Annotated in this window: 25 protein-coding genes and 1 riboswitch; of the genes, 15 read left to right on the forward strand and 10 right to left on the reverse strand. The window is 59.4% G+C overall.

Annotated features, from left to right (window positions below; genetic code table 11):
- The first annotated feature begins 23 nt into the window (after positions 1–23).
- Positions 24–119: riboswitch (TPP riboswitch) on the forward strand.
- From EEB13_RS27320 to EEB13_RS27350, 7 genes are all read left to right on the forward strand, one after another.
- Positions 107–865 (forward strand): TenA family protein, encoded by a 759-nt coding sequence (locus tag EEB13_RS27320; protein WP_141486631.1) that lies wholly within the window; start codon positions 107–109, stop codon positions 863–865. (Overlaps the previous riboswitch by 13 nt.)
- Positions 862–1881 (forward strand): ABC transporter substrate-binding protein, encoded by a 1020-nt coding sequence (locus EEB13_RS27325; protein WP_045071414.1) that lies wholly within the window; start codon positions 862–864, stop codon positions 1879–1881. Before EEB13_RS27320 ends, EEB13_RS27325 begins: the two co-directional genes overlap by 4 nt.
- On the forward strand, positions 1859–2662 hold the full coding sequence (locus EEB13_RS27330) for an ABC transporter permease (RefSeq protein ID WP_045071416.1): 804 nt from the start codon (positions 1859–1861) through the stop codon (positions 2660–2662). Before EEB13_RS27325 ends, EEB13_RS27330 begins: the two co-directional genes overlap by 23 nt.
- Positions 2659–3462 (forward strand): ABC transporter ATP-binding protein, encoded by an 804-nt coding sequence (locus EEB13_RS27335; RefSeq protein ID WP_141486632.1) that lies wholly within the window; start codon positions 2659–2661, stop codon positions 3460–3462. The genes EEB13_RS27330 and EEB13_RS27335 overlap by 4 nt, the downstream gene beginning before the upstream one ends.
- Positions 3463–3688: 226 nt before the next feature.
- Positions 3689–4297 (forward strand): LysM peptidoglycan-binding domain-containing protein, encoded by a 609-nt coding sequence (locus tag EEB13_RS27340; protein WP_187328626.1) that lies wholly within the window; start codon positions 3689–3691, stop codon positions 4295–4297.
- A gap of 172 nt (positions 4298–4469) precedes the next feature.
- A complete protein-coding gene (locus EEB13_RS27345) occupies positions 4470–4955 on the forward strand; it encodes a hypothetical protein (protein ID WP_141486634.1) in 486 nt (161 codons plus the stop codon).
- 116 nt (positions 4956–5071) lie between these two features.
- Positions 5072–6418 (forward strand): T3SS (YopN, CesT) and YbjN peptide-binding chaperone 1, encoded by a 1347-nt coding sequence (locus EEB13_RS27350; RefSeq protein WP_141486635.1) that lies wholly within the window; start codon positions 5072–5074, stop codon positions 6416–6418.
- A gap of 10 nt (positions 6419–6428) precedes the next feature.
- Here the strand turns inward: EEB13_RS27350 and EEB13_RS27355 are convergent, their stop codons facing one another.
- Both EEB13_RS27355 and EEB13_RS27360 read right to left on the reverse strand, forming a co-directional pair.
- Positions 6429–7547 (reverse strand): methyltransferase, encoded by a 1119-nt coding sequence (locus tag EEB13_RS27355; RefSeq protein WP_092807485.1) that lies wholly within the window; start codon positions 7545–7547, stop codon positions 6429–6431.
- 150 nt (positions 7548–7697) lie between these two features.
- A complete protein-coding gene (locus tag EEB13_RS27360) occupies positions 7698–8816 on the reverse strand; it encodes a Glu/Leu/Phe/Val family dehydrogenase (protein WP_095888749.1) in 1119 nt (372 codons plus the stop codon).
- Positions 8817–9025: 209 nt separating this feature from the next.
- On the opposite strand from EEB13_RS27360, the gene EEB13_RS27365 reads away from it, so the two are divergent.
- Positions 9026–9538, forward strand: coding sequence for an Lrp/AsnC family transcriptional regulator (locus EEB13_RS27365; protein ID WP_033236034.1), 513 nt, complete (start codon positions 9026–9028; stop codon positions 9536–9538).
- Between the two features lie 46 nt (positions 9539–9584).
- Positions 9585–10046, forward strand: a complete 462-nt coding sequence (locus tag EEB13_RS27370) for a 6,7-dimethyl-8-ribityllumazine synthase (RefSeq protein ID WP_033236033.1) — start codon at positions 9585–9587, stop codon at positions 10044–10046.
- A gap of 56 nt (positions 10047–10102) precedes the next feature.
- On the opposite strand, the gene EEB13_RS27375 is transcribed toward EEB13_RS27370, so the two are convergent.
- The 6 genes from EEB13_RS27375 to EEB13_RS27400 form a co-directional block, all read right to left on the reverse strand.
- On the reverse strand, positions 10103–10444 hold the full coding sequence (locus EEB13_RS27375) for a hypothetical protein (protein WP_261984652.1): 342 nt from the start codon (positions 10442–10444) through the stop codon (positions 10103–10105).
- Between the two features lie 19 nt (positions 10445–10463).
- Positions 10464–11045 carry a DUF3558 domain-containing protein gene (locus EEB13_RS27380; RefSeq protein ID WP_315985039.1) on the reverse strand — a complete coding sequence of 194 codons (582 nt, stop codon included), beginning with the start codon at positions 11043–11045 and terminating at the stop codon, positions 10464–10466.
- A complete protein-coding gene (locus tag EEB13_RS27385; RefSeq protein WP_261984653.1) occupies positions 10984–11346 on the reverse strand; it encodes a hypothetical protein in 363 nt (120 codons plus the stop codon). The genes EEB13_RS27380 and EEB13_RS27385 overlap by 62 nt, the downstream gene beginning before the upstream one ends.
- 61 nt (positions 11347–11407) lie before the next feature.
- Positions 11408–11908, reverse strand: a complete 501-nt coding sequence (locus EEB13_RS27390; RefSeq protein ID WP_141486637.1) for a DUF3558 domain-containing protein — start codon at positions 11906–11908, stop codon at positions 11408–11410.
- A gap of 20 nt (positions 11909–11928) precedes the next feature.
- Positions 11929–12318 (reverse strand): hypothetical protein, encoded by a 390-nt coding sequence (locus EEB13_RS27395; RefSeq protein WP_261984654.1) that lies wholly within the window; start codon positions 12316–12318, stop codon positions 11929–11931.
- A 30-nt stretch (positions 12319–12348) separates the two neighbouring features.
- Positions 12349–12873, reverse strand: coding sequence for a DUF3558 domain-containing protein (locus tag EEB13_RS27400; protein WP_051730671.1), 525 nt, complete (start codon positions 12871–12873; stop codon positions 12349–12351).
- A 179-nt stretch (positions 12874–13052) separates the two neighbouring features.
- Between EEB13_RS27400 and EEB13_RS27405 the strand changes: the two genes are divergently transcribed.
- The 3 genes from EEB13_RS27405 to EEB13_RS27415 all read left to right on the forward strand — a co-directional run bounded on the left by EEB13_RS27405 (position 13053) and on the right by EEB13_RS27415 (position 16593).
- Positions 13053–14729 carry an FAD-dependent oxidoreductase gene (locus tag EEB13_RS27405; protein WP_141486638.1) on the forward strand — a complete coding sequence of 559 codons (1677 nt, stop codon included), beginning with the start codon at positions 13053–13055 and terminating at the stop codon, positions 14727–14729.
- A gap of 9 nt (positions 14730–14738) precedes the next feature.
- Positions 14739–16178 (forward strand): ATP-binding protein, encoded by a 1440-nt coding sequence (locus EEB13_RS27410; RefSeq protein WP_141486639.1) that lies wholly within the window; start codon positions 14739–14741, stop codon positions 16176–16178.
- 61 nt (positions 16179–16239) lie between these two features.
- Positions 16240–16593 carry a UBP-type zinc finger domain-containing protein gene (locus tag EEB13_RS27415; protein WP_141486640.1) on the forward strand — a complete coding sequence of 118 codons (354 nt, stop codon included), beginning with the start codon at positions 16240–16242 and terminating at the stop codon, positions 16591–16593.
- Positions 16594–16610: 17 nt separating this feature from the next.
- Here the strand turns inward: EEB13_RS27415 and EEB13_RS27420 are convergent, their stop codons facing one another.
- Positions 16611–17681 (reverse strand): MBL fold metallo-hydrolase, encoded by a 1071-nt coding sequence (locus tag EEB13_RS27420; RefSeq protein WP_141486641.1) that lies wholly within the window; start codon positions 17679–17681, stop codon positions 16611–16613.
- Positions 17682–17865: 184 nt separating this feature from the next.
- On the opposite strand from EEB13_RS27420, the gene EEB13_RS27425 reads away from it, so the two are divergent.
- Positions 17866–18921: a 2,3-butanediol dehydrogenase gene (locus EEB13_RS27425; protein WP_045071434.1), complete on the forward strand. Its 1056-nt coding sequence runs from the start codon at positions 17866–17868 to the stop codon at positions 18919–18921.
- Between the two features lie 52 nt (positions 18922–18973).
- On the opposite strand, the gene EEB13_RS27430 is transcribed toward EEB13_RS27425, so the two are convergent.
- Positions 18974–19198, reverse strand: a complete 225-nt coding sequence (locus tag EEB13_RS27430) for a hypothetical protein (protein ID WP_033236028.1) — start codon at positions 19196–19198, stop codon at positions 18974–18976.
- A 296-nt stretch (positions 19199–19494) separates the two neighbouring features.
- Between EEB13_RS27430 and EEB13_RS27435 the strand changes: the two genes are divergently transcribed.
- Positions 19495–19761 (forward strand): helix-turn-helix domain-containing protein, encoded by a 267-nt coding sequence (locus EEB13_RS27435; RefSeq protein WP_033236027.1) that lies wholly within the window; start codon positions 19495–19497, stop codon positions 19759–19761.
- Positions 19758–20987, forward strand: a complete 1230-nt coding sequence (locus EEB13_RS27440) for a type II toxin-antitoxin system HipA family toxin (RefSeq protein ID WP_141486642.1) — start codon at positions 19758–19760, stop codon at positions 20985–20987. The genes EEB13_RS27435 and EEB13_RS27440 overlap by 4 nt, the downstream gene beginning before the upstream one ends.
- Positions 20988–20992: the final 5 nt, after the last annotated feature.

The raw sequence follows: 20992 nt of genomic DNA on the forward strand, positions 1-20992 counted from the left end.
AAGCGGCGGTGTTAAGGTCGCCTTGTTCTGACACGGGGTGCTCCGCATGGGCGGGGCTGAGATCAAACCCGGGAACCTGATCAGGTAATGCTGACGAAGGGATGTCATGGCTACCACACAGCCTGCATACAGTTCTGCCGAAAATACGTCCGTCTCGAACACGGCGCTCATCGAATCGACTTCGGGCCGATTCACCGACCGCCTCTGGGACGAGACCAAAGTGCTGCGGGAGTCCATCGACTCACTCGAATTCCTGCGCCGACTCGGCGACGGCACCTTGCCGCTCGACGCGTTCCGCACCTACATCGAGCAAGACAAGCTCTATCTCGAGGGGTACTCCCAAGCGCTGTCTCTTGTTGCCGCTCACGCCCCGAACCCGCAGGCAGCGGGATTCTGGTCCAACTCCGCATCCACGGCAGCCACGGTCGAGTCGTCACTGCATGACGGCCTTCTCACCGGCGGGATTCTGCCGGCCGAGACCAGTCGGCTCGAGCATTCACAAGCCTGCTTGGGATACGTGTCCTATCTGATCGCGACTGCCGCCACCGCGCCGTACGCCGTCTCGGCCGCTGCGGCACTCCCCTGCTTCTGGATTTACGCCGAGGTCGGCCGCGACCTGGCCGCGTCAGCGCGGGAAGTTCTGGATGCAGATCCGACGCATCCCTACGCGCAGTGGGTCAGCACCTACGACGCGCCGGAGTTCCACGAGTCCGTCGCGAAGGCACGGGAGCTCGTCGACGCAGCAGCCGACGCCGCTACCGAAGCAGATCGAGAAGCGATGAGCGAGGCGTTCCGAATCGCAAGTCGATTCGAGCTGATGTTCTGGGATTCGGCATTGCACCCGCAGCCTTGGCCCGCGTCATGATCTCGGTAAGGCGTGTTCTCGCCACGACCGCAGCTCTCGCAGCCACACTGACCATGATCAGTGGATGTTCCAGTGGCACAGAATCTTCGGATGCCATCCGGTTTGCACTCGACTGGACTCCCAACACCAACCACACCGGGCTCTACGTCGCGATGCAGGAGGGCTACTTCGACGACGCTGGACTGGACGTGTCGATCCTTCCCTACAACAACACCTCCCCCGACACCCTGGTGGATGCCGGCAACGCCGAGTTCGGGATCAGCACCCAGAGCCAGGCGACGTTCGCTCGCGCTGCGGGCGCGGACACTGTCTCCGTCATCGCGCCACTTCAGCACCGTGCCACGGGAATCGGCGTCAAAGCCGACCGATCGGACATCACCCGTCCGCGAGATCTCGACGGCAAGGTCTACGCCGGCTTCGGCGATCCCGGCGAGGTCGAAACGCTGCAACAGGTGATTCGCAATGACGGCGGGACCGGCGACTTCACGACCGTCACGTTGGGTACGTCGGCCTACGAAGCTGTGTATTCGGGGCAGGCTGATTTCACGGTGTCCTACTTTGCGTGGGAAGGTCTCGAAGCGGAGCGCAACGGAACCCCGATGCGCTACTTCCAGTACACCGATTACGGATTTCCCGACGCGTATTCCATTGTGATCAACGGTAATCAGCAGTGGATGAAGGATCACCCCGAGGAAGCTGCCAAGTTCGTCAAGGCCGTGCAGCGCGGATATCAGACCGCCGCCGAGGATCCCGATCGCGCTGCACAGGATCTCATCGATGCCAATCCCGGCGCCTTCACCGACGAGGACCTCGTGCGGGACAGCCAACGGATGCTTGCCGCTGATTACATGTTGGACGCAAACGGCGTTGTCGGAACCCAGAATCTCGAAACATGGTCCGGCTATTCGGGTTTCCTCTTCGACAACGGCCTACTGGCAGGCCCGGACGGCAATACGCTGACTCAGAAACCGAATTGGTCGGAATACTTCACCAATGAGTACCTCGACGCGCCCTGAAGTGGCGACTCGATGGGGATCCGTCACACGGCGAGCGTTGCCTGCGCTCGCCGTGGTGATCTTGCTCGTTGCGGCCTGGCAGATCTACGTCGATGTCAGCGGCATCCGTCCCCAAGTTCTGCCGTCGCCAGGCCGAGTGCTCTCGCAGGGGTGGAACAACCGCGACGTGATCTCCGGCCATGCGTTGTCGACGCTTCAGGTGACGCTGATCGGATTCACCGTCTCTTTGGCACTCGCATGGATTCTTGCTGTGGTGGTGGACTTTTCACCATGGCTCTCGCGCGCGTTGGTTCCACTGTTTGTCGTCTCGCAGACGTTGCCGATCATCGCGATCGCCCCACTCATGATCATCTGGTTCGGATTCGGACTGTTGCCGAAGGTTCTGGTGATCGCGCTGGCAACGTTCTTCCCGATGACTATCGGTTTGATCGAGGGTTTTGCCGCGGCCGATCGTGAAGCCGGTGCGCTCCTGCGCAGCATGGGTGCCTCCCGCTGGCAAGAATTCCGGTACGTGCGACTCCCGTCGGCAATTCCACGGTTCTTCACGGCGCTGCGCATCGGTATCACCTACGCCGTCGTGGGGGCGGTGTTCTCCGAATACGTCGGCGCGACCTCCGGTTTGGGCATCTACATGAGCACCCAGAAGAATTCCTTCCGCACCGACCTGGTCCTTGCTGCGGTTCTGGTGACCGCTCTGATCAGTGTCACCTTGTACCTACTGACCTTTGCGGTGGAACGCGTCGTTGCGCCGTGGGCTCTGAGCGAAAGGACACCGCGATGAGCACCGAACGCATTGTCGACGTGGCCTCACTCAGCAAGGAATTCAGCACCCGGGCAGACACGCGACAGGTTCTCGACGACGTGTCGTTCTACGCTGCCCCAGGCGAATTCGTGTCGATCATCGGACCGAGTGGATGCGGCAAGAGCACCATCTTCAATGTCTTAGCCGGACTCGAAACACCCACGTCGGGAACCATCTCCGTTGGTCTACCGGACTCGGGAAGCGGCATCCCGACTGCCTACATGCCTCAGAAGGATCTCCTGTTTCCGTGGCGTTCGGTTCTCGACAACACCGCACTGGGACTCGAAGTACAGGGTGTGCCGCGGAAAACCGCACGCAACAAGGCACGAGAGCTGTTTGCCGCCTTCGGACTGTCGGGTTTCGAGGATGCCACTCCGTCGCAGCTGTCGGGAGGCATGCGCCAGCGGGCTGCCCTGCTGCGCACCGTAGTTCAGGGCAAGCCCGTTCTGCTGCTCGACGAACCGTTCGGCGCCCTCGACTCGTTGACCCGAACCGAAATGCAGTCCTGGCTCCAGGATGTGTGGCAGCAGTATCGGTGGACAGTTCTGATGATCACCCACGACATTCGTGAGGCCATCTATCTGTCCGATCGCGTCGTCGTTCTCTCCGCAAGGCCCGCCACGGTCAAACGCGTCGTCGACGTGCCACTTCCGCGTCCCCGCGAACTGGACATGATCACCTCGCCAGAATTTGCCGCGGTCGAGCGCGAATTGCTCCGGGTGCTGCACAGCGAGACTTTGGCCGCGTTGTCCGATCAGTCCCCTCCTGGCGATTACTGAAGATAAGCTGAGAGTCACACGCAGTTCACCGAGAGTTCAGGCCAGACCGATTGATCGACGCCCAGGTCAACCCTCGGAAAAATCTCTCGGCGACCAAAACTGCTCACTACCAGAGAGATCGCGCTCGCCGAAATTCAAGTATGTGTGTCGGACGTTCCACAAAACTCTCCGGTAACGTAGTGTGGACCGCCTACGCAACCACTCACCGCAAGGTAACTGGCGAGTGATGCTTGCGTGGCAGGACCCCACCGCAACAGATTTGGAAAGGGACAGTGTGAGCACACTGCAGTCAGGCCAGAGTCTCGCTATCGGCCAGGAACTCAAGTCCGACAACGGTTCCTACGCCCTCACCCTGCAGGAAGACGGCAACCTGGTTCTCTCCGAGGACGGCCGCGCAGTCTGGGCAGCCGGCACAAACGGATCGGGCGCTAACCGCGCGGACGTGCAGGCTGACGGCAACTTCGTCCTCTACAAGAACGGGGACGCAGTCTGGGCATCGCAGACCTCCGGCAACGAAGGGGTCTCCCTCTCGGTGCAGGACGATCGCAACGTCGTTCTGTCCGCAGGCGACCGCATCCTGTGGTCCACTGACACCGCCGTCGCAGCTCCCGCACCTGAGCCCACCCCGGAGCCTGCCACGGCAGCACCGGAGCCCGAACCGGCTCCCGCCGCTCCGGCAGCGCAGACCTACACGGTCGAAGGCGGCGACACCCTCTGGGCGATTGCCGAACGCTTCTACGGTGACGGCAACCAGTACCAGCGCATCGCCGATGCCAACGGTATTGCCAACCCGGATCTCATCAACGCCGGCCAGGTTTTGACCATCCCGGCATAGCTTGTTTCGCCGCGAGGCCCCGGGCGTTCAACGCCCGGGGTTTTGTACATGAAGCGGCCTTTGTGTTCTACAACACACTTATTCGCGTCCCACCCAATAGTTTTCGATGTGCCACTACTGTTCGATTTCGCCTACAGTGCTTTGCGTACTGCTCCCGGAGAACAGGTTGTGCATGAGAGACAGAACTGTCATGGTCGGCGCGCTCACAGTTGCCGGCATTTCTGTCGCTTCCGGCTTCCTCTTCGGTGGAGCAGCCGGAGCATTTGGCGGCGGCCCGATCGTCACCCCGCCAGCGCTGGTATCCACGGTCACCGTCGACTCACTTGCGGATATCGAACCTGCCTCGTTCTACACCTCGATAGTCGTACCTACCGTCGTGATTCCACCGACACCGACGTGGCAGGTCGCACCCGAGCTCACGGCCCCGCGCAACGTACCGCTGACATCCGTAGTGGCGTCGACGACAACGTCCACCACTGCTGTATCAAGCACCAGTTCCACCACTGCGGTGTCATCGACGCCTGCTTCGTCCACTCCTGCGTCAGCGACGCCGTCGAGCGCGCGCCCGTCCGGAACCGTGACTTCTACGACGGTCCCGACCAGCACAGGAATCCCGGTCGTCACCATCGATTCAGAGCGCCCGTCCAGCGGAGACTGAGACATTCGCCGTGAACTATCACGGTGACCGGCGTTACATCCCCTACCTGCAAACAGCTGCTTTGTCGGCACCTCGCGTTACCGTATAGGTCTCAGCGTTGCGTTAGGAGGTGACTGATGGCCGTGCACGGATTCGACCTCGATATCAGTGTCGACCGAGCGTGGGCGGAATTTCAGGCACGCCTGGCCGACCACATCTCGATCATGGTGGACGGTGACGTCCTTGCTGTCGAGGCTGCAACCTCCGACATCGACACCGCTGAAGGCGGAGCGCCCTGCGTCCAGTTCCTGATCTGGGACACCGACATGGTGCGGTGCGAGGTTCCCTCCAACAATTTCCTGCACCCGCGGTTCGCCCTCGACGAGTCCGGCCTCGAGACTCTCGTCGCGCTCGGCTGGGCTCCCCCGTCGGACGGTCCCGATACCGACAACAGCTCCCCCGCCTTCTGCGCTGACAAGAGGCAGAACTGGTCGGACCAACTGGCTTCGATGACCGTTGCGGCATTTCGCACGGTTTTCGGCGTCCATCACCCGGCGTTTCTGTCCAGTGATCTCACCGGCAATCAGCTGACACCGGATTTCGATCCGTCGGTCACCACCGTCGACGAGTTACCGCTGCTCGATCCCGGTGCGGCGTACCTGCCCAACGACGTCGACCATCTGAAAGAACTTGTCACCCTTGCCCTGGTTCCCATGCTCGGCAGTCTCCCCGAACGCGACAGCGACGGAGACATCCCCATTCGCGTCGGCTCCACCGTCATGTTCGTCGGACCGCTCTCGGATTCGCTTGACGTTCAACTGTTCTCACCGCTGGTACAGGACATCAGCGATCGCACCCGCGCCAGCGAGGTCATCGCGGACCTCAACCGCAAATGGTCCCGGATCAAGTTCGTTCTGATCGACGACAGGTTGTCCGTCTTCCTCGAAGTCGCGGGCTCACCGTTTGTGCCCAAACATCTCACCGATACGTGCGCCTCGTTGACGTCGTTCCTTCGTACCGTCGACGACGAGTTCGCGTCGCGCTTGGGCGGCGATCTCTTCTTCGCGAACAAGGGCGGCGAGTCTGGCACACTTCAGCCTGAGCTCACCATGGAAGATCTGCCGCCGGAACTCGAGACGCTGCTTCATCTCGATCTCGACGTTGCCGATGACCTTGAGGCCGTCGCCGACGTGTGCGGACGCGACCGCGACCTGATCCTGCAGTTGCTGCACATCAGCAACGAGTGGCAGATCCAGTTGCGGAGCCAAGCCGTCGACGCACACAGCCGCGACGACGCTGAAGAAGCCGCCGGATTCAATGACCAGGTCAGTACGTGGGAACGCATGGTCGATCGCCTGCGCGGTGCACTTCGTCTGGTTGTGTTGCCCGATGCCAAGTCGGATCCGCCGGCAAAACCGCAGCCCGAACAAATGGGGTTATTTGCCGACCCCACTCAGGAAACGCTGTTCGACGACCCGTCCTGACGTCGAAAATTCAGCGCCGACGAAGCCGCCACAACGAGGTGGTTTCACGCGCACGCGCGGCATGCAGAGCGTCCGTTCGGTCACTCACCTTGGCGTGCGTCGGTTTGACGTCGATGCGATCGATCACCGTCAATCCACCTGCTGCGATCATCGCGTGCAGTTCGGACCGTGTGCGCAGGCCCAGGTGTTCGGCGATATCGGAGAGAATCAGCCAGGCCTCGCCGCCCTCCGCGAGATGATCCCCCACTCCGGTCAGAAAGCCTTTCAACATCGCTCCGGCCGGGTCGTAAATCGCGTACTCGATCGGTGAGGTTGCCTTGGCCGGAATCCACGGCGGATTGCAGACCACCAGTGGCGCAACACCTTCCGGGAACAGATCCGCCTCGATCACTGTCACCTGATCGCTGTAACCCAACCTGTCGAGGTTGGACCGCGCGCACTGCAGGGCCCGGGGATCTTGATCCGTCGCCGTCACTTCTGTGACTCCACGCGCAGCGAGCACAGCGGCCAACACCCCCGTGCCGGTGCCGATGTCGAAAGCGCTTTCAGTCGACGGCAACGGCGCAGCGGCCACCAGGTCGATGTATTCACCGCGCACGGGCGAGAACACTCCGAATGCCGGATGGATCCGAGCGTCCAACGCGGGAATCAGAACGCCTTTGCGGTTCCACTCGTGCGCGCCGATTGCACCCAACAGATCACGCAGCGAACGAACCGACGGCTGATCCGTGACGCCGAATGCCTCGGTGAACGCCACGTGTGCGTCGGGCGCACGACGCAATGGGATCGAGAGATCCGCGTCGAGGGGAATCAGGAGCATGCCGAGAATCTGTGCGCGCCGGCCCTGTGTCTGGCGGTGAAGATGGAAGGCCTGTGCCGGATCATCCGAGTCTCTGCGCGGTTTGCGATCCATCCGGGCAGCCACAGCCTTGGACAGTTGACGCGCGTTCTGGAAGTCACCGCGCCATAGAAGGGCTGTTCCCTCGCAAGCCAATCGGTAGGCTTCGTCCGCCTTCATCGTGTCGTCTGCGACCAGTATCCGCTTGGGGGCCGGTGCCCCGCTCGTGGACCCCCAGAGCGCACGGCGCTCAGTATCGTTCTCGGTCCACACAACGTACTGTTCGGTCATCAAAGGCCCTTCCGGCGTCGGACATGGAGCGGATAGGGCGTTCGACGCACTGCGGCCGGTCCCGGCTCGCGTGTTCCAGTTCTGCACATCTGCTTGTCTGGTTCCACACTAGCCGGGACCGGCCGAATTAATGACCTCGCGCGGGGCGTCTCAGCTCGCCGTGCGCAAACGAACTGCCTGTGCGATACGCGCCTCGGCGACGGAGTCTGCTGCATCGCCCGCGAGGATTGCTTCAGCCTTCGCCTTGGCAAGAATCTCGGCTACCGTGTCGAAAATCTTCTCCACCTGAGCCCTGACCTGCTCAGCCGTATGCTCTTTCAGCTCGCCCGCAACCTGAATGAGGCCACCACCGTTGGCGACATAATCAGGTACCCACGTAATGCCGCGCTCGCTCAGAACGGACTCGACCTCGGGTTCGGTCAGCTGGTTGTTGGCTGCGCCGCAGATCACCGCGGCTGTGATTGCCTCTGCTGTGGCGTGCGAAAGCGTCGCGCCCATTGCGCAGGGCGCATAAACATCGAGATCGGCGTCGATGACACTGTCCACGATCTGCACCTGCGGGAAATCCGCCTTCACGCGGTCGAGTGCCGTCGCGTTGACATCAGTTGCCAGCACGGTCGCGCCGTCGGCCAGGAGCAGCTTGATGAGTTCGTACCCAACCTTGCCGGTGCCCTCGACTCCCACCGTCTTTCCGGCCAGATCACGCGAGCCCCAGTGAGCCTGCGCAGCCGCCAACAGTGACTGGAAAACGCCGAGGGCCGTCATCGGCGCGCTGTCGCCCGAGCCACCGGCCTTCGCATTGCGACCCACTACGAAGTCCGTTCCGAGCCCGATCACGTCGAGATCGTCCGAGTTGGTTCCCACATCTCCGGCCGTGATGTAGCGGCCGCCGAGTGTCTGAACGAATTTTGCGTAGGCGCCGAGCAATTCGGCAGACTTCGCCGTTGCCGGGTCGCCGATGATGACGGCCTTTCCGCCGCCCAGATCAACACCCGCAACTGCGGCCTTGTAGGTCATTCCGCGAGAGAGCCGCAAAACGTCTGTGACAGCAGACGATTCGTCCGCGTACGGGTAGAAGCGGGTGCCGCCGAGCGCCGGCCCGAGCGTCGTGGAGTGGATTGCAACAATCGCCTTGAGTCCGCTCGCCGGATCCTGGAAGAAGCTCACCTGCTCGTGCGGGTAATCGCGAAGATAGTCTGCGCGATCGAATACGCCGGCAGTGTCGTCGGAGATGTGGGCGGAGTTCACAGGCTCGGCGGTGAGAGTCATTGTGAGATAGACCTTTCCAAAGGACTTGTACGACACAGGCGTGAGATCGAGACGAATCGTCGATGGGTACAGTGATCTACGCAAACTGTTCCGCTGAGCAATTCGTAGAACCAATGCTCTTCCTGAGCTACGATTTGGTCAATACAAATCTATTGAACTAAGCAATACGATCATCCAGTGACCTCGATCACTGAGGAAAGGTTCACAAAGTGCTCAGCATCGACAAGCTCGACGTCCAGCTACTCGGATTGCTCAGCAAGGATTCGCGCATGAGTGTCGCCGAACTCGCCAACTCGTTGGGAGTCGCCCGGAACACTGTCCAGGCCCGGATGAAGCGCATGGAATCAGGCGGAATCCTCACCGGGTTCCGCCCCAATCTCGATCTCCCCGAAGTTGGCATCCCCATCCAGGCATTTGTGGGCCTCGAACTGGAGCAGGGAAAGATCAGCGCCATCGCTAGGAGCTTGGCCGAGTTGCCCGAGGTGATCGAAATTCACGCCACCACGGGACGCGAAGATCTGCTGGTGCGCGTAGCCACCTCCACCCACGCTGCGCTACAGAAGTTGGCGGAGCAGATCGTCAGCCTTCCGGGTGTCACTCATTCCACCACCACGATCGCGCTGACCAATCCTCTTCCCTACCGAATCCAGCCGCTGCTCGAACACCTCACCAACGACGCCGGCTGGGGGCGCTCCACAGCGTTCCCGCGGCAGCAAGATTGAGACATGCATTCGCGACGACGCTTCCTGGTGCAGTAGTTTTGTCGTTATGAGTGACATCCAGGGACAGCGCATCGCGTTCATTCAGGCGACGTGGCATCGCAACATCGTGGACCGTGCACGTGACGGATTCACAGACGAAATAGTCGGTTTGGGCTACGCCCGCGATTCAGTCGATTTCTTCGAGGTGCCGGGCGCTTTCGAGATCCCGCTGCATGCGCGCCGTTTAGCGCAGACGGGCCGTTACCAGGCAATTGTTGCTGCTGGCCTCGTCGTCGACGGTGGCATCTACCGCCACGATTTTGTGGCGACCGCCGTCATCGATGGTTTGATGCGAGTGCAGCTTGATACTGATGTTCCGGTCTTCTCGGTCGTTCTGACGCCGCACAACTTCCACGAGCATGCCGAGCATGTCGACTACTTCAGCACCCATTTCGTGAAGAAGGGTGCCGAAGCAGCCCGCGCCGTGGACGCTACGGTCACCTCGCTGAAGTCTCTGCCCACCGCCTAGTCGTTCCACAGTTTCGCTGAGTCGGATGCCCTCCGGCTCAGCGAGATTTTTTGTGCCTATCCGGGTATCTCGAGCCTCCCATGGACGGCGGCATTCTCCGTGTCCACGGATTCATAGCGGTCGATGCAGGCTTGGAAATAGGCTCGCATCTCCTTCACCACAGTGATGTGGCTGTCGAGAGATTTCTCCAGCGAGTCCTCGCCACCAATGACCTTCTTTGCAAACTTGTCTGCCAAGGCGCGCCCCGATTCCAGAGTTCCCATGCCTTTGACGTCGCTGAGTCGCTCGCAGAGCACGACCATCAACTTAAGTTCACCTATCCATGCGTCACACGCTGCAACCATTGGTTTGGCCACTTTCGGATCTACGAACAGTTCGCCAGATTCCTGACTCGCCACTGGACCTACTCTCGGAGATTTATCGGGGCAAGGACGAAACAAGCTGCAATGCAAAACTTTCGACAAGTCCACAGGTAGAGCCTTGGTGCGGCGTCCCCGCGTCTGCTTCGATGTTGAGCCACACCGAACCTTGAGATGCCGCAAACGCTAGGTAGCACCCGTCGATGGTTTCGTCAGATTCCCGCTGAAACCACAGTCCGACTCGATCAGCAATTATCGACTCATCGAATTTTGTGTAATCCGAATTGCTTCGCACATCATCAAGCGTGTATTTCGTCGACATGATCGTGAAGAAGTACCACGTCGATTTCCACATACACATCTTCCATCCTGGTTGCTCTACACCGTCAATATCGATGAGCTCCGTCGAAGGGTCGAGACCGACCTCCTCGATCACCGAGTCCGGAATGTCCGTACAGGGGTTGAACAATCCCTCCTGACCAGACGCGCGCTCAGGCTCACCCTCGACGGTTGAACCACACCCCACCGCAAACAGCCCAATGACAATGGCTGCCAGAATAAGTCGAAGCCGCGCCAATCTATGATCCCGATACTTCATGCCGCGCCATGCGGTTGGCATTGTCGTCGTCCACGGACTCATAGCGGTCGATGCAGGCTTGGAAGTAGGCTCGCATCTCCTTCACCACAGCGATGTGGCTGTCGAGTGTTTTCTCCAACGAGTCCCCGCCACCAACGGCCTTTTGTGAGAACTTGTCTGCCAATGCACGTCCCGATTCCAGAGTTCCCATCCCAGAAGCATCGGTCATATCACTCAACCTCAATTTCATGTCCTTGAACTCGCCCAGCAGCGCCTTACATGCTGCAGTCAATTGTCGAGCGACGTTCGGATCAACTGCCAGCCGCGGATCTCCCACATTTTCCGCCCACTCTGACCAAGTCATTGCGCCCCCTTTGATCTAGCCCTCGAACTGCTGAATTGTTCACGCGATTTCCGATCGGAGATCAAATCGGTAAGTAGCTCACGAGACCATCTGCTAGGGCCCTCGCCATGTCGCAACTGGGCATCTCTTGTGGCTCTAATCCAGTGCTTTGAACCCGAACCCAAACTGATCCCTGATCCGCTGAGAACACCACGTAGCATCCTTCCCCCACCACGTCAGAGACCTTTCGATATTCGATCGCCGTCCGTCCATCGATTTCTATGTCGACGATGTCGACGTAGTCAGGATTCTTGCGAATGTCGTCTGTCGTGTATCGAGTCGACAGAATGCTTAATCCATACCAAGATCCGTCCCACGCACAAATCTTCCACCCTGGCTGTTCGACGCCGAAAATATCGATGCTTTCCGTAGCCGGATCAAGACCCACTCCCTCGATCACCGAGTCCGGAATGTCCGTACAGGGGTTGAACAATCCCTCCTGACCAGATGCACGCTCAGGCACACCCTCGACGGTTGAGCCACACCCCACCGAAAACAACCCAATGACAATGGCTGCCAGCATAAGTCGAAGCCGCGCCAATTCTAGGATCCTGACACTTCATGTCGCGCCAGACGACCCGCATTCTCCGCCTCCACAGCGAGATAGCGCGTCACGCATTCCTGAAAGCACGCTTCCATCTCATTGAGAACCTCGATGTGACTGAGCAGCGACTTCTCGAGCGAGTCCTCGCCTCCAGACGCTTTCAGGGAGAATTTGCGCGCCAAATCAATACCTGATTGGAGCGTGCCCATTCCCTTAACATTTGATACCCAATCGACCTCCCCAAGGGCCATTTCCAACTCCGCACGCAATGCGCTGCAGCTATCACAGAGTTTGCGGGCCACCTCAAAGTCCACCGCAATGGCGCCGCCTTCGATTCCGTCTTCCCAAGTCAGCCACTGTGACAGTTGGGATCCGTCAGGATTAGCCACTTCACTTCCCCTTGTCCAGTAATTCAATCATCAACTTGGCCAATAAGTTTCAAGTTCCAAACCATATCTCTGCATGAGCACGCATGTAGGCTCCTCGATCGGACGCAGGCCCATCCGGGAGATTTGAAGCCAGATCGAACCTTGTTTAACTTGCGTCGCGAAATAGCAGGACGCACCAACTTGATCCTGAGCACTGGAGTACTGAACACCTTGCCTCTGGCCGATTTCAACTTCGTGAAATCCGGTGAAATCGGTGTTCGCCCGAATATCTTGCAATGAGTGCATGTTCGAAAAAATGACAACGAAGTACCACGGGCCTTTCCACGAGCAGATCTTCCATCCGGGGATTTCAACACCCTCGATGTCAACCTCCTTCGTGTACGGATCAAGTCCGACGCCCCTGATCGCAGAATCCGGAATGTCCGTACACGGATCGAATAATCCCGCTTGACCGGATAGCGGCTCAGCCTCCCCCTCCACGGCTGAGCCGCATCCGACCAGAGCCCATACCAATATCCCTGCCACGAGAAGCCGACCCCCCATCGACATTCTCATCGGGCCCCCTTCGGTATGAACTCACTCTATTTGATGCGCCGGAAACTCAATCGGTTCCCGCTACCGACAAATTCCCAGTTCACGTCGCCATGTTCGCTTGCAGCGCATCCGCAGCGATTGACGCTGCTCGTGACAGTCGCATACTGGAGGGGTTGACTACAACGTCGGGAGGGCAACGAGTGAACGCGCCGAAAGCACCTGCCAAACCAGCTATCCTCAGCGTCGACGACGACCCCGGGGTTTCCCGCGCCGTCGTCCGCGACCTTCGTAAACGCTACGGCGAGAAATATCGGATCATCCGCGCCGAATCGGGCGATCAGGCGCTCGAAACTCTGCGCGAAATGAAGCTTCGCGGAGATGCTGTCGCCGTTATCGTCGCCGACTACCGCATGCCCGGTTTGAGCGGAATCGAATTCCTCGAGCAGGCAATGGATCTCTACCCGATAGCTCGACGCGTTCTGCTCACTGCGTATGCAGATACCGAGGCCGCGATCGACGCCATCAACGTCGTCGACCTCGATCACTACCTGCTCAAACCCTGGGACCCACCGGAAGAAAAGCTCTACCCGGTCATCGACGCTCTCCTCGACGCCTGGGCCGGCTCCAGTCACCACCCTGCCGAGGAGACCAAAGTCGTCGGCCATCGTTGGTCGGGACGATCCTCTGACGTTCGAGAGTTCCTGGCACGCAACCAACTTGCATACCGTTGGTACATGTCGGACGAGCCTGAAGGACAACGACTCCTCACCGCCGCAGGGGTCGACGAGTTAAACCTTCCCGTCGTCATTGCTCCCAATGGTGACGTACTGATCGAGCCGACGGACACCGAACTCGCGGACAAACTCGGCCTGAGCACCACCCTGTCCGAGGACTTCTACGATTTGGTTGTCATCGGCGGTGGACCGGCGGGGTTGGGTGCTGCTCTCTATGGAGCCTCGGAGGGTTTGCGAACTGTCCTCATCGAACGACGCGCCACAGGTGGACAGGCCGGTCAAAGCTCGCGTATCGAGAACTATCTCGGCTTCCCGGACGGTGTTTCCGGATCACAGTTGGCCGATCGCGCGCGGAGGCAGGCAACAAAGTTCGGCGCTGAGGTCATCACAGCCCGCGATGTGACGGGTCTCGAAATCAACGGTTCTGCCCGCACAGTTCGTTTCGACGACGGCACATCCGTTGATGCGCATTCTGTCATCTTGGCTACGGGTGTTTCGTACCGTCAACTTTCGGCTCCCGGTCTCGACAAGTTCACCGGCCGAGGCGTGTATTACGGGTCTTCTGTCACCGAAGCCGCGCGATGTAGCGAGCAGGATGTCTACATCGTGGGTGGGGCAAACTCCGCCGGCCAAGCAGCTGTTTATCTTTCACGCGGTGCACGATCCGTCACGATCCTCATCCGGGGCGCTTCACTCGAAGCATCCATGTCCTACTACCTGATTCAGCAGATCGAGAAAAATCCGAAGATATCGGTTCGCGCCTGCACCGAAGTAATCGCCGCTGACGGTGACGATCACCTCGAGCGAATCACGCTGCTGAACAGAGCAACTGGTGAAGAAGAGATCGTCGACGCACATTGGCTGTTCATCTTCATCGGCGCCGCTCCGCTGACGGATTGGCTCGGCGACGTTGTTGTTCGCGATCGACATGGATTTATCGTCGCCGGCCCCGACCTCGCCGCCGACGGCATCACACCGCAAGGGTGGCCCCTCGACCGAGCACCCCACCACCTCGAAACCAGTGTTCCCGGAGTCTTTGTCGCCGGTGACGTGCATGCCGAATCAGCCAAGCGGGTCGCATCGGCTGTCGGTGAAGGAGCGATGGCCGTGATGTTCGTCCACCGCTATCTCGCTCAACAATAGGGAGATTTGATGTCTGTCCCAGAATGCAGTCCAGAACTTCTTCGCACACTGTTCCTGTTCGAGGAGCTCACCGACGATCAACTCGAAACACTCTGCCAGAGTGGCCACATCACTGAAATCGACCGCGGCCAGGTCTACCTCGAAGGCGACCCGGCATCGTGCTTCTACGTCCTGATCGAGGGCGAGCTGATCATGTCGAAACTCTCCGGCGGCGAAGACATCGAGATGGTGCGCACCTCCCAGAGAGGCGTCTACTCCGGCGGTTGGACGTCGTACTTGGGTGATCGTGTCCCGCAAATCTATTCCGCGTCGCTGCGCGTAACGAAGCCGTCGACCTTCTTCGTTCTCGACGCCGACAAGTTCGGCGCTGTAGTGCGCGAATGGTTTCCGATGGCTGTACACCTTCTCGAAGGAGTGTTCTTCGGGAACCAGAACACCCGCCAGATCATGGATCAACGTGAGCGTCTTCTCGCCCTCGGCTCCCTCTCCGCCGGATTGACCCACGAACTGAACAATCCCGCAGCCGCCGCAGTGCGGGCGACCGCGTCGTTGCGCGAACGCGTCGCCGGTATGCGGCGCAAACTGGGGATGATCGCCTCAGGCTTCTACGATCGCGACTCACTTGTCACCCTCATGCATATGCAAGAGGAAGTCGCCGAAGTTGTTGCCAAGGCTCCGACGCTCACGCCCCTTGAAGCATCCGATCGAGAAGACTCCCTGGGTGAATGGTTCGAGGACCATTCCATCCGCGAAGGTTGGGACCTAGCACCAACCTTCGTCCAAGCTGGCCTCGACACCAACTGGCTGGAGACTGTTGCCGCAGCAGTGGACGAGTCCGTGCTCGAGGGGGCAATCCGTTGGTTGAACTACACCATCGAGTCTGAGCTACTGATGAACGAGATCGCCGATTCCACCACCCGAATCTCCACGCTTGTCGGTGCGGCCAAACAGTATTCGCAAATGGACCGCGCGCCCTTCCAGACCATCGACGTTCACGAATTGCTTGACAGCACGCTGATTATGTTGGGACAGAAAATCGGTGACATCGCCGTCGTCAAGGAATACGACCGGGCACTCCCACCCATCGATGCGTATGCAGGCGAACTCAATCAAGTGTGGACCAATCTGATCGACAACGCTGTCGCTGCTATGGGTGGCACTGGGACCTTGACTGTTCGCACCAGCCGCGACGGCGATCGAGTCTGCATCGAAATCTGCGATACAGGATCGGGAATCCCCGACGACGTCATCGACAGAATCTTCCAGCCCTTCTTCACCACCAAACCTGTCGGTGAGGGAACGGGTTTGGGTCTGGATATCTCATGGCGAATCGTTGTCGGCAAACATCATGGTGAACTGCGGGTCACATCCGAACCCGGAGACACCCGCTTCCGCGTTCTCCTGCCGATCGCCGGACCAGAGCGCAACCACGCCGACGACGCCGAGTAGCGCACGCCCGACTCGGGGCGCACGATGAATAAGCAGAGCCACTTCAACGAAGGGACTGACCATGACCGACGGACTTCCAGCTGGAATTGATCCGAGTGTGCCGCCGAGCGGTGCCGGGTGCGTCGAATGCGACGCTGCTGGCGGTTGGTGGGTCCATTTGCGTCGATGTGCTCAGTGCGGTCACATCGGATGCTGCGACTCATCCCCGTCACAACATGCCAGCGCTCACGCCGCGGCTACCAAGCACCCCTTCATGCAGAGCTTCGAGCCTGGAGAGGATTGGTTCTGGAGCTTCGAAACTCAGGAAGCCTACGACGGACCTGAATTAGCCTCGCCCACTTCGCATCCCACCAACCAGCCGGTTCCTGGTCCGGCCGGCCGAGTGCCAGCTGATTGGCAGGAGCACATTCACTGAATCTGAATCGACGTCAGTCACTTCATCGGTATGTCGAACGTGAGCCGCGATGGCTGGACATAGTCTGCCGGATCGGTGAGCAGTAATAGTTCGGGTGACGTCGGCAAGCCTGCGAGTGCCTGACGTAGCCGCTCTTCGTACGCGACGGCCGGCGCGGAGAGCGGCGCGAGCCAATTATCATGGTGCGCCGGAACGAAGAGCGAAGGCCGCAGTGCTTGGATGTAGTCGAGCGGGTCACTGAGCCCGTTCGTGTATTGGTTGTAACCCTGAATAGACCCGATCTGAACTGTGGACACAGGCAACGCACGCATAGCGTCCAGGATCTCCGGAGCGTCGGTGAAGAGCGGCCCTGTGCTGTCGTGCCACGTCAGTACGGAGTCACCGATCACGAACTGGTAGAGCAACGATCCACCCTCGGCGTCGTTGAAATGCGATGCCAGGTGTGCAGTGTCGTGAGGTGTCGGCGGATGTTCGATGGCCGGACTGAAATCGGGCACAAGAACAAGTGGTGGTTGCTCGCCTCGCGGGGCACGCAGCGCGGAGTGCAAGTGTCGAACAGAGTGCACGGCAACACCGTTGGATAGCGAGAAGTCAGTTCGGTCAGAATCCAGCGGCAACGTTCGGAGCTCAGTTGTGGCTTGCTCTGCGATCTGACTGCAATGCTCGTCTGTTCCAACGATGGTTGCTCCACACATCGAGGCAATTTCGGCAGCGTCAGCGGCGTGATCGAAATGCCCATGACCAATCAGGATGTGGCTCGGAGCTAGCGCGGCCAGTTCTTCAGGGCTGGTCGGCACATAGTTCGAGAACTCGCCTCGAGGAACCCATGCGTCCAGTAGAACGACGTTGCCCGCGATGGCCATCGCAAAATTCGTGACACCGAACCACGAAAGAATCGTCTTTGACGAGTCAACGTCGCCGGTCGCTGGATCAACATTCTCGGGTCCGAAGAACCTTTGGCGCGCAGTGATAGTCGGATTCACTGAAGCTGGAACGGAAGCCGACGCGTTCGTCATTCCAAGCGTTGAGGCAGCCGCGGCTGCAGCTCCCACGACAAAGGTCCGACGGCTAACTTCGTTCGAAAACATGACTGCAGTCTAGGTGGCGAGTGCGCACATCAAACTTCATTCCCCACTGTCAGATCATCGACGACACCATTGGACACGCTCCCCGTTCCACCACATTGCAATCCATTGCAACCCTTCACACCCCACCATCGGAGTCCTAGCGTTGATCTACCAGCGGATTCACAACGAAGTGAGGTGCGGATCTATGAAGGCAGCACGGTTCCACGGTCAGAAAGACATCCGAATCGAAGACATTCCCGAGCCCGAAGTGCGGCCAGGTACCGTCAAATTGAAGGTCGCCTGGTGCGGGATTTGTGGCACCGATCTCCATGAGTACCTCGAGGGTCCAATCTTCATCTCGGCGCCCGGCCACCCCCACCCCCTCTCTCATGAGAACGCGCCGGTCACTATGGGGCACGAATTCTCGGGCACTGTCGAAGAAGTCGGCGAAGGCGTGACCGACGTCGAAGTGGGCGAAAACGTCGTCGTTGAACCGTATTTCGTCTGCAACGAATGTGCTCCGTGTAAAGCCGGCAACTATCACCTGTGCACTCAGATGGGATTCATCGGATTGGCCGGCGGCGGTGGCGGACTCAGCGAAAAGGTTGTGGTTGACCGACGTTGGGTTCACAAGATCGGCAACATCCCATTGGACGAAGCTGCGCTGATCGAGCCGTTGAGCGTTGCACACCATGCCGTCGTTCGTAGCGGCGCCCAAAGTGGCGACATCGCGATAGTCGGAGGCGCCGGACCTATCGGGCTGCTGGTCGCCGCAGTACTCAAAGGTCTTGGCGCAACAACGATCGTCACGGAACTCAGCGGTGCGCGTAAAGAAAAGGCACTGTCCAGCGGTGTCGCTGACTATGTCATCGATCCGAGCAGCGAGGACGTGAAGGCCCGCGTTCTCGAGATCAGCGATGGCATCGGCGCGGATATCGGATTCGAATGTGCCGGTGTCAACGCAGTGCTCGACACCATGCTCGACACCGTTCGACCCGCGGGAGTGGTTGTCAACGTGTCAATTTGGGGCAAGCCCGCGACCATCGACATGCAGAAGCTCGTCCTCAAAGAGATCGATCTGCGAGGAACAATCGCGTACGTCCGCGATCATGAAGCTGTCATCAAAATGGTTCAGGACGGAGTTGTCGACCTCGCCCCGTTCATCACCGGACGCATTCACCTCGAAGAGTTGATTTCAGAAGGCTTCACAACCTTGATCGAACACAACGACACAGCAGTCAAGATTCTAGTTCGTTCATAGTTCAACAACCGGGAAATGCGGTGGGGACGTCATGTCTCCACCGCTCCTTGGTTTAGGAGGCTTCCCGCTCCTGCTCAACACACATCGCCGAGTATCGCGCGAAGGCATCGTTCAAGGTCAGGGACTTACGCTTGTCGCCGATATCGCGCGGCGGCGCCTGCCTGGCACATCGCTTCGCGTGCTCGATGACTGCTTCGCGCACGACGCTGGATATGTCCGCGCCCGTAAGCTCCCGGAGCGCCTCGAGAGCCTCGAGTTCCTCTGAATCAAATCTCACTGTTACCGATCGTCTAGCCACATTCAGGATGCTACGTCGAGTCACAGCAATATTGGGAGCTAGGTTCGAGCGACACCCGAAAACTCTTCTCGCCAAACGACTTGAATTCCGATCAGGCTGGTCTGAAAGCTGGGGAACACCAACTCTGTCGGTAGGTTGACGCTCCGATGGGCGATCTCCTCGACTACCCTGCTACGGGGAAGCTAATGCACGAAAATGCAAGCATAACGAGCATTTGAGATTGCCCTGCAACCCCACCCTGACTTATGCTTGCAAAATAAGGCATAGGAGCGGCAATGAGTCAGCCACGTAGAAGTTCACCGACGCGCAGCAGTCCTATGCCTGAAATTGCACGCATAGGCGAGCTGTTTGCCGAACGCAGGGTCCAACTCCGACTCACCCAGCAAACTCTCGCCGACCTAGCCGGGGTGTCCCGATCCAGCGTTCAAGCGCTCGAATACGGCACCGGATCCGTGAAGCTGGCATCAATCGTCGAAATTGCCGACGCCCTCGGACTGCGCCTGCAGCCAATCACGATCGCCGAACTCGAGGCGCCTCAATGAGCAGCCCTCTCAGCACGACGCTGACGGACATCGACAATGCAGACGTCTACATCGACGACGTGCAGGTTGCCACCCTCACACGCCAAACAAACGACACGATCGAATTCGACTACAGCACGCTGTCATCGACCGAGTCATCGATCCGATCTCACTCAGTGTCATGGTCGTTGCTCGCGAATGGGCACTACCCCGTGGTCACCACCGGCGGTGCGGTTCCCCCCTTCTTCGCAGGCCTTCTCCCGGAGGGTGTTCGCCTCGGCGCGGTAGTTTCCTCGACCAAAACCTCGATCGACGACCATCTGACTCTGCTATTGGCCGTCGGCGCCGACACCATCGGAAATGTGCGGATCGTGCCCGCTGGTAGTGTCCCACCGGAACCGCAACCGATGTTTGCGCCGGAACGAGACGCCAACTTCCACAGCCTATTCAATCGCCTCGCCGGTTCGGTCGACGCAGATCCGCTTGCACTTTCCGGAGTCCAACCCAAGGTCAGTGCAAATATGTGGTCGGTACCGACAAACACTCCCTCCGGGCCCGCGATCCTCAAACTCACTCCGCCCGTTGGATTCCCACTGTTGTCGGAGAACGAACACTTTTTCATGAGAATGGCGGCAGCATGTGGGCTACGCGTGCCGACCACTCGACTTCTCCACGACGCCGACGGCAGGAGTGCGTTACTTGTCGAGCGTTTCGACCGCCGCGATGGCCACCGCATCGCTCAAGAGGATGCATGCCAAGTTGCCGGCATCTATCCGGCGTCCAAGTACCGGATGAAAACCGAGACTGCCATCACGGCGCTAACCGATGCCTGCGAAGCGGGCGGCGGCTCCAAATCTGCATCCACACTGGAATTGCTTCGCACAGTAGTCTTTTCATGGATCATCGGCAATGGAGACTTACACGGAAAGAACCTATCGATCTACGCGCCGAACTCATTGTGGCAACCGAGTCCGGCTTACGATCTACTCAGCACTCAGCCGTACACCGGCTGGAATGATCCGATGGCGATGAACCTGTACGGGCGCGCCAATCGCCTGACCCGCGCCAACTTCATCGACGCCGGACTACGGCTCGGACTTCGCGAACGCGCGGTAACCCGAATGATCGACGCGCTGGTCAAAGCTGCACACGGCTGGGCCGAGCGATGCACCGAGATCGGATTCGATGCAAGGACAACAGAACTTCTCGCCGGCCTTCTTCGCCATCGCCTGACAACACTCATGTGACAACT

It is taken from the genome of Rhodococcus sp. WS3 (assembly GCF_003797085.1).
In the GTDB taxonomy this organism is placed as follows: Bacteria; Actinomycetota; Actinomycetes; order Mycobacteriales; family Mycobacteriaceae; genus Rhodococcus_F; species Rhodococcus_F globerula.

Bases quoted from the DNA above. Each gene is read 5' to 3' on its own strand.
- EEB13_RS27320 (WP_141486631.1), top strand. From the start codon at position 107: ATGGCTACCACACAGCCTGCATACAGTTCTGCCGAAAATACGTCCGTC.
- EEB13_RS27325 (WP_045071414.1), top strand. From the start codon at position 862: ATGATCTCGGTAAGGCGTGTTCTCGCCACGACCGCAGCTCTCGCAGCC.
- EEB13_RS27330 (WP_045071416.1), top strand. From the start codon at position 1,859: ATGAGTACCTCGACGCGCCCTGAAGTGGCGACTCGATGGGGATCCGTC.
- EEB13_RS27335 (WP_141486632.1), top strand. From the start codon at position 2,659: ATGAGCACCGAACGCATTGTCGACGTGGCCTCACTCAGCAAGGAATTC.
- EEB13_RS27340 (WP_187328626.1), top strand. From the start codon at position 3,689: ATGCTTGCGTGGCAGGACCCCACCGCAACAGATTTGGAAAGGGACAGT.
- EEB13_RS27345 (WP_141486634.1), top strand. From the start codon at position 4,470: ATGAGAGACAGAACTGTCATGGTCGGCGCGCTCACAGTTGCCGGCATT.
- EEB13_RS27350 (WP_141486635.1), top strand. From the start codon at position 5,072: ATGGCCGTGCACGGATTCGACCTCGATATCAGTGTCGACCGAGCGTGG.
- EEB13_RS27355 (WP_092807485.1), bottom strand. From the start codon at position 7,547: ATGACCGAACAGTACGTTGTGTGGACCGAGAACGATACTGAGCGCCGT.
- EEB13_RS27360 (WP_095888749.1), bottom strand. From the start codon at position 8,816: ATGACTCTCACCGCCGAGCCTGTGAACTCCGCCCACATCTCCGACGAC.
- EEB13_RS27370 (WP_033236033.1), top strand. From the start codon at position 9,585: ATGAGTGACATCCAGGGACAGCGCATCGCGTTCATTCAGGCGACGTGG.
- EEB13_RS27380 (WP_315985039.1), bottom strand. From the start codon at position 11,045: ATGAGTCCGTGGACGACGACAATGCCAACCGCATGGCGCGGCATGAAG.
- EEB13_RS27385 (WP_261984653.1), bottom strand. From the start codon at position 11,346: ATGACTTGGTCAGAGTGGGCGGAAAATGTGGGAGATCCGCGGCTGGCA.
- EEB13_RS27390 (WP_141486637.1), bottom strand. From the start codon at position 11,908: ATGCTGGCAGCCATTGTCATTGGGTTGTTTTCGGTGGGGTGTGGCTCA.
- EEB13_RS27400 (WP_051730671.1), bottom strand. From the start codon at position 12,873: ATGAGAATGTCGATGGGGGGTCGGCTTCTCGTGGCAGGGATATTGGTA.
- EEB13_RS27410 (WP_141486639.1), top strand. From the start codon at position 14,739: ATGTCTGTCCCAGAATGCAGTCCAGAACTTCTTCGCACACTGTTCCTG.
- EEB13_RS27415 (WP_141486640.1), top strand. From the start codon at position 16,240: ATGACCGACGGACTTCCAGCTGGAATTGATCCGAGTGTGCCGCCGAGC.
- EEB13_RS27420 (WP_141486641.1), bottom strand. From the start codon at position 17,681: ATGTTTTCGAACGAAGTTAGCCGTCGGACCTTTGTCGTGGGAGCTGCA.
- EEB13_RS27425 (WP_045071434.1), top strand. From the start codon at position 17,866: ATGAAGGCAGCACGGTTCCACGGTCAGAAAGACATCCGAATCGAAGAC.
- EEB13_RS27435 (WP_033236027.1), top strand. From the start codon at position 19,495: ATGAGTCAGCCACGTAGAAGTTCACCGACGCGCAGCAGTCCTATGCCT.
- EEB13_RS27440 (WP_141486642.1), top strand. From the start codon at position 19,758: ATGAGCAGCCCTCTCAGCACGACGCTGACGGACATCGACAATGCAGAC.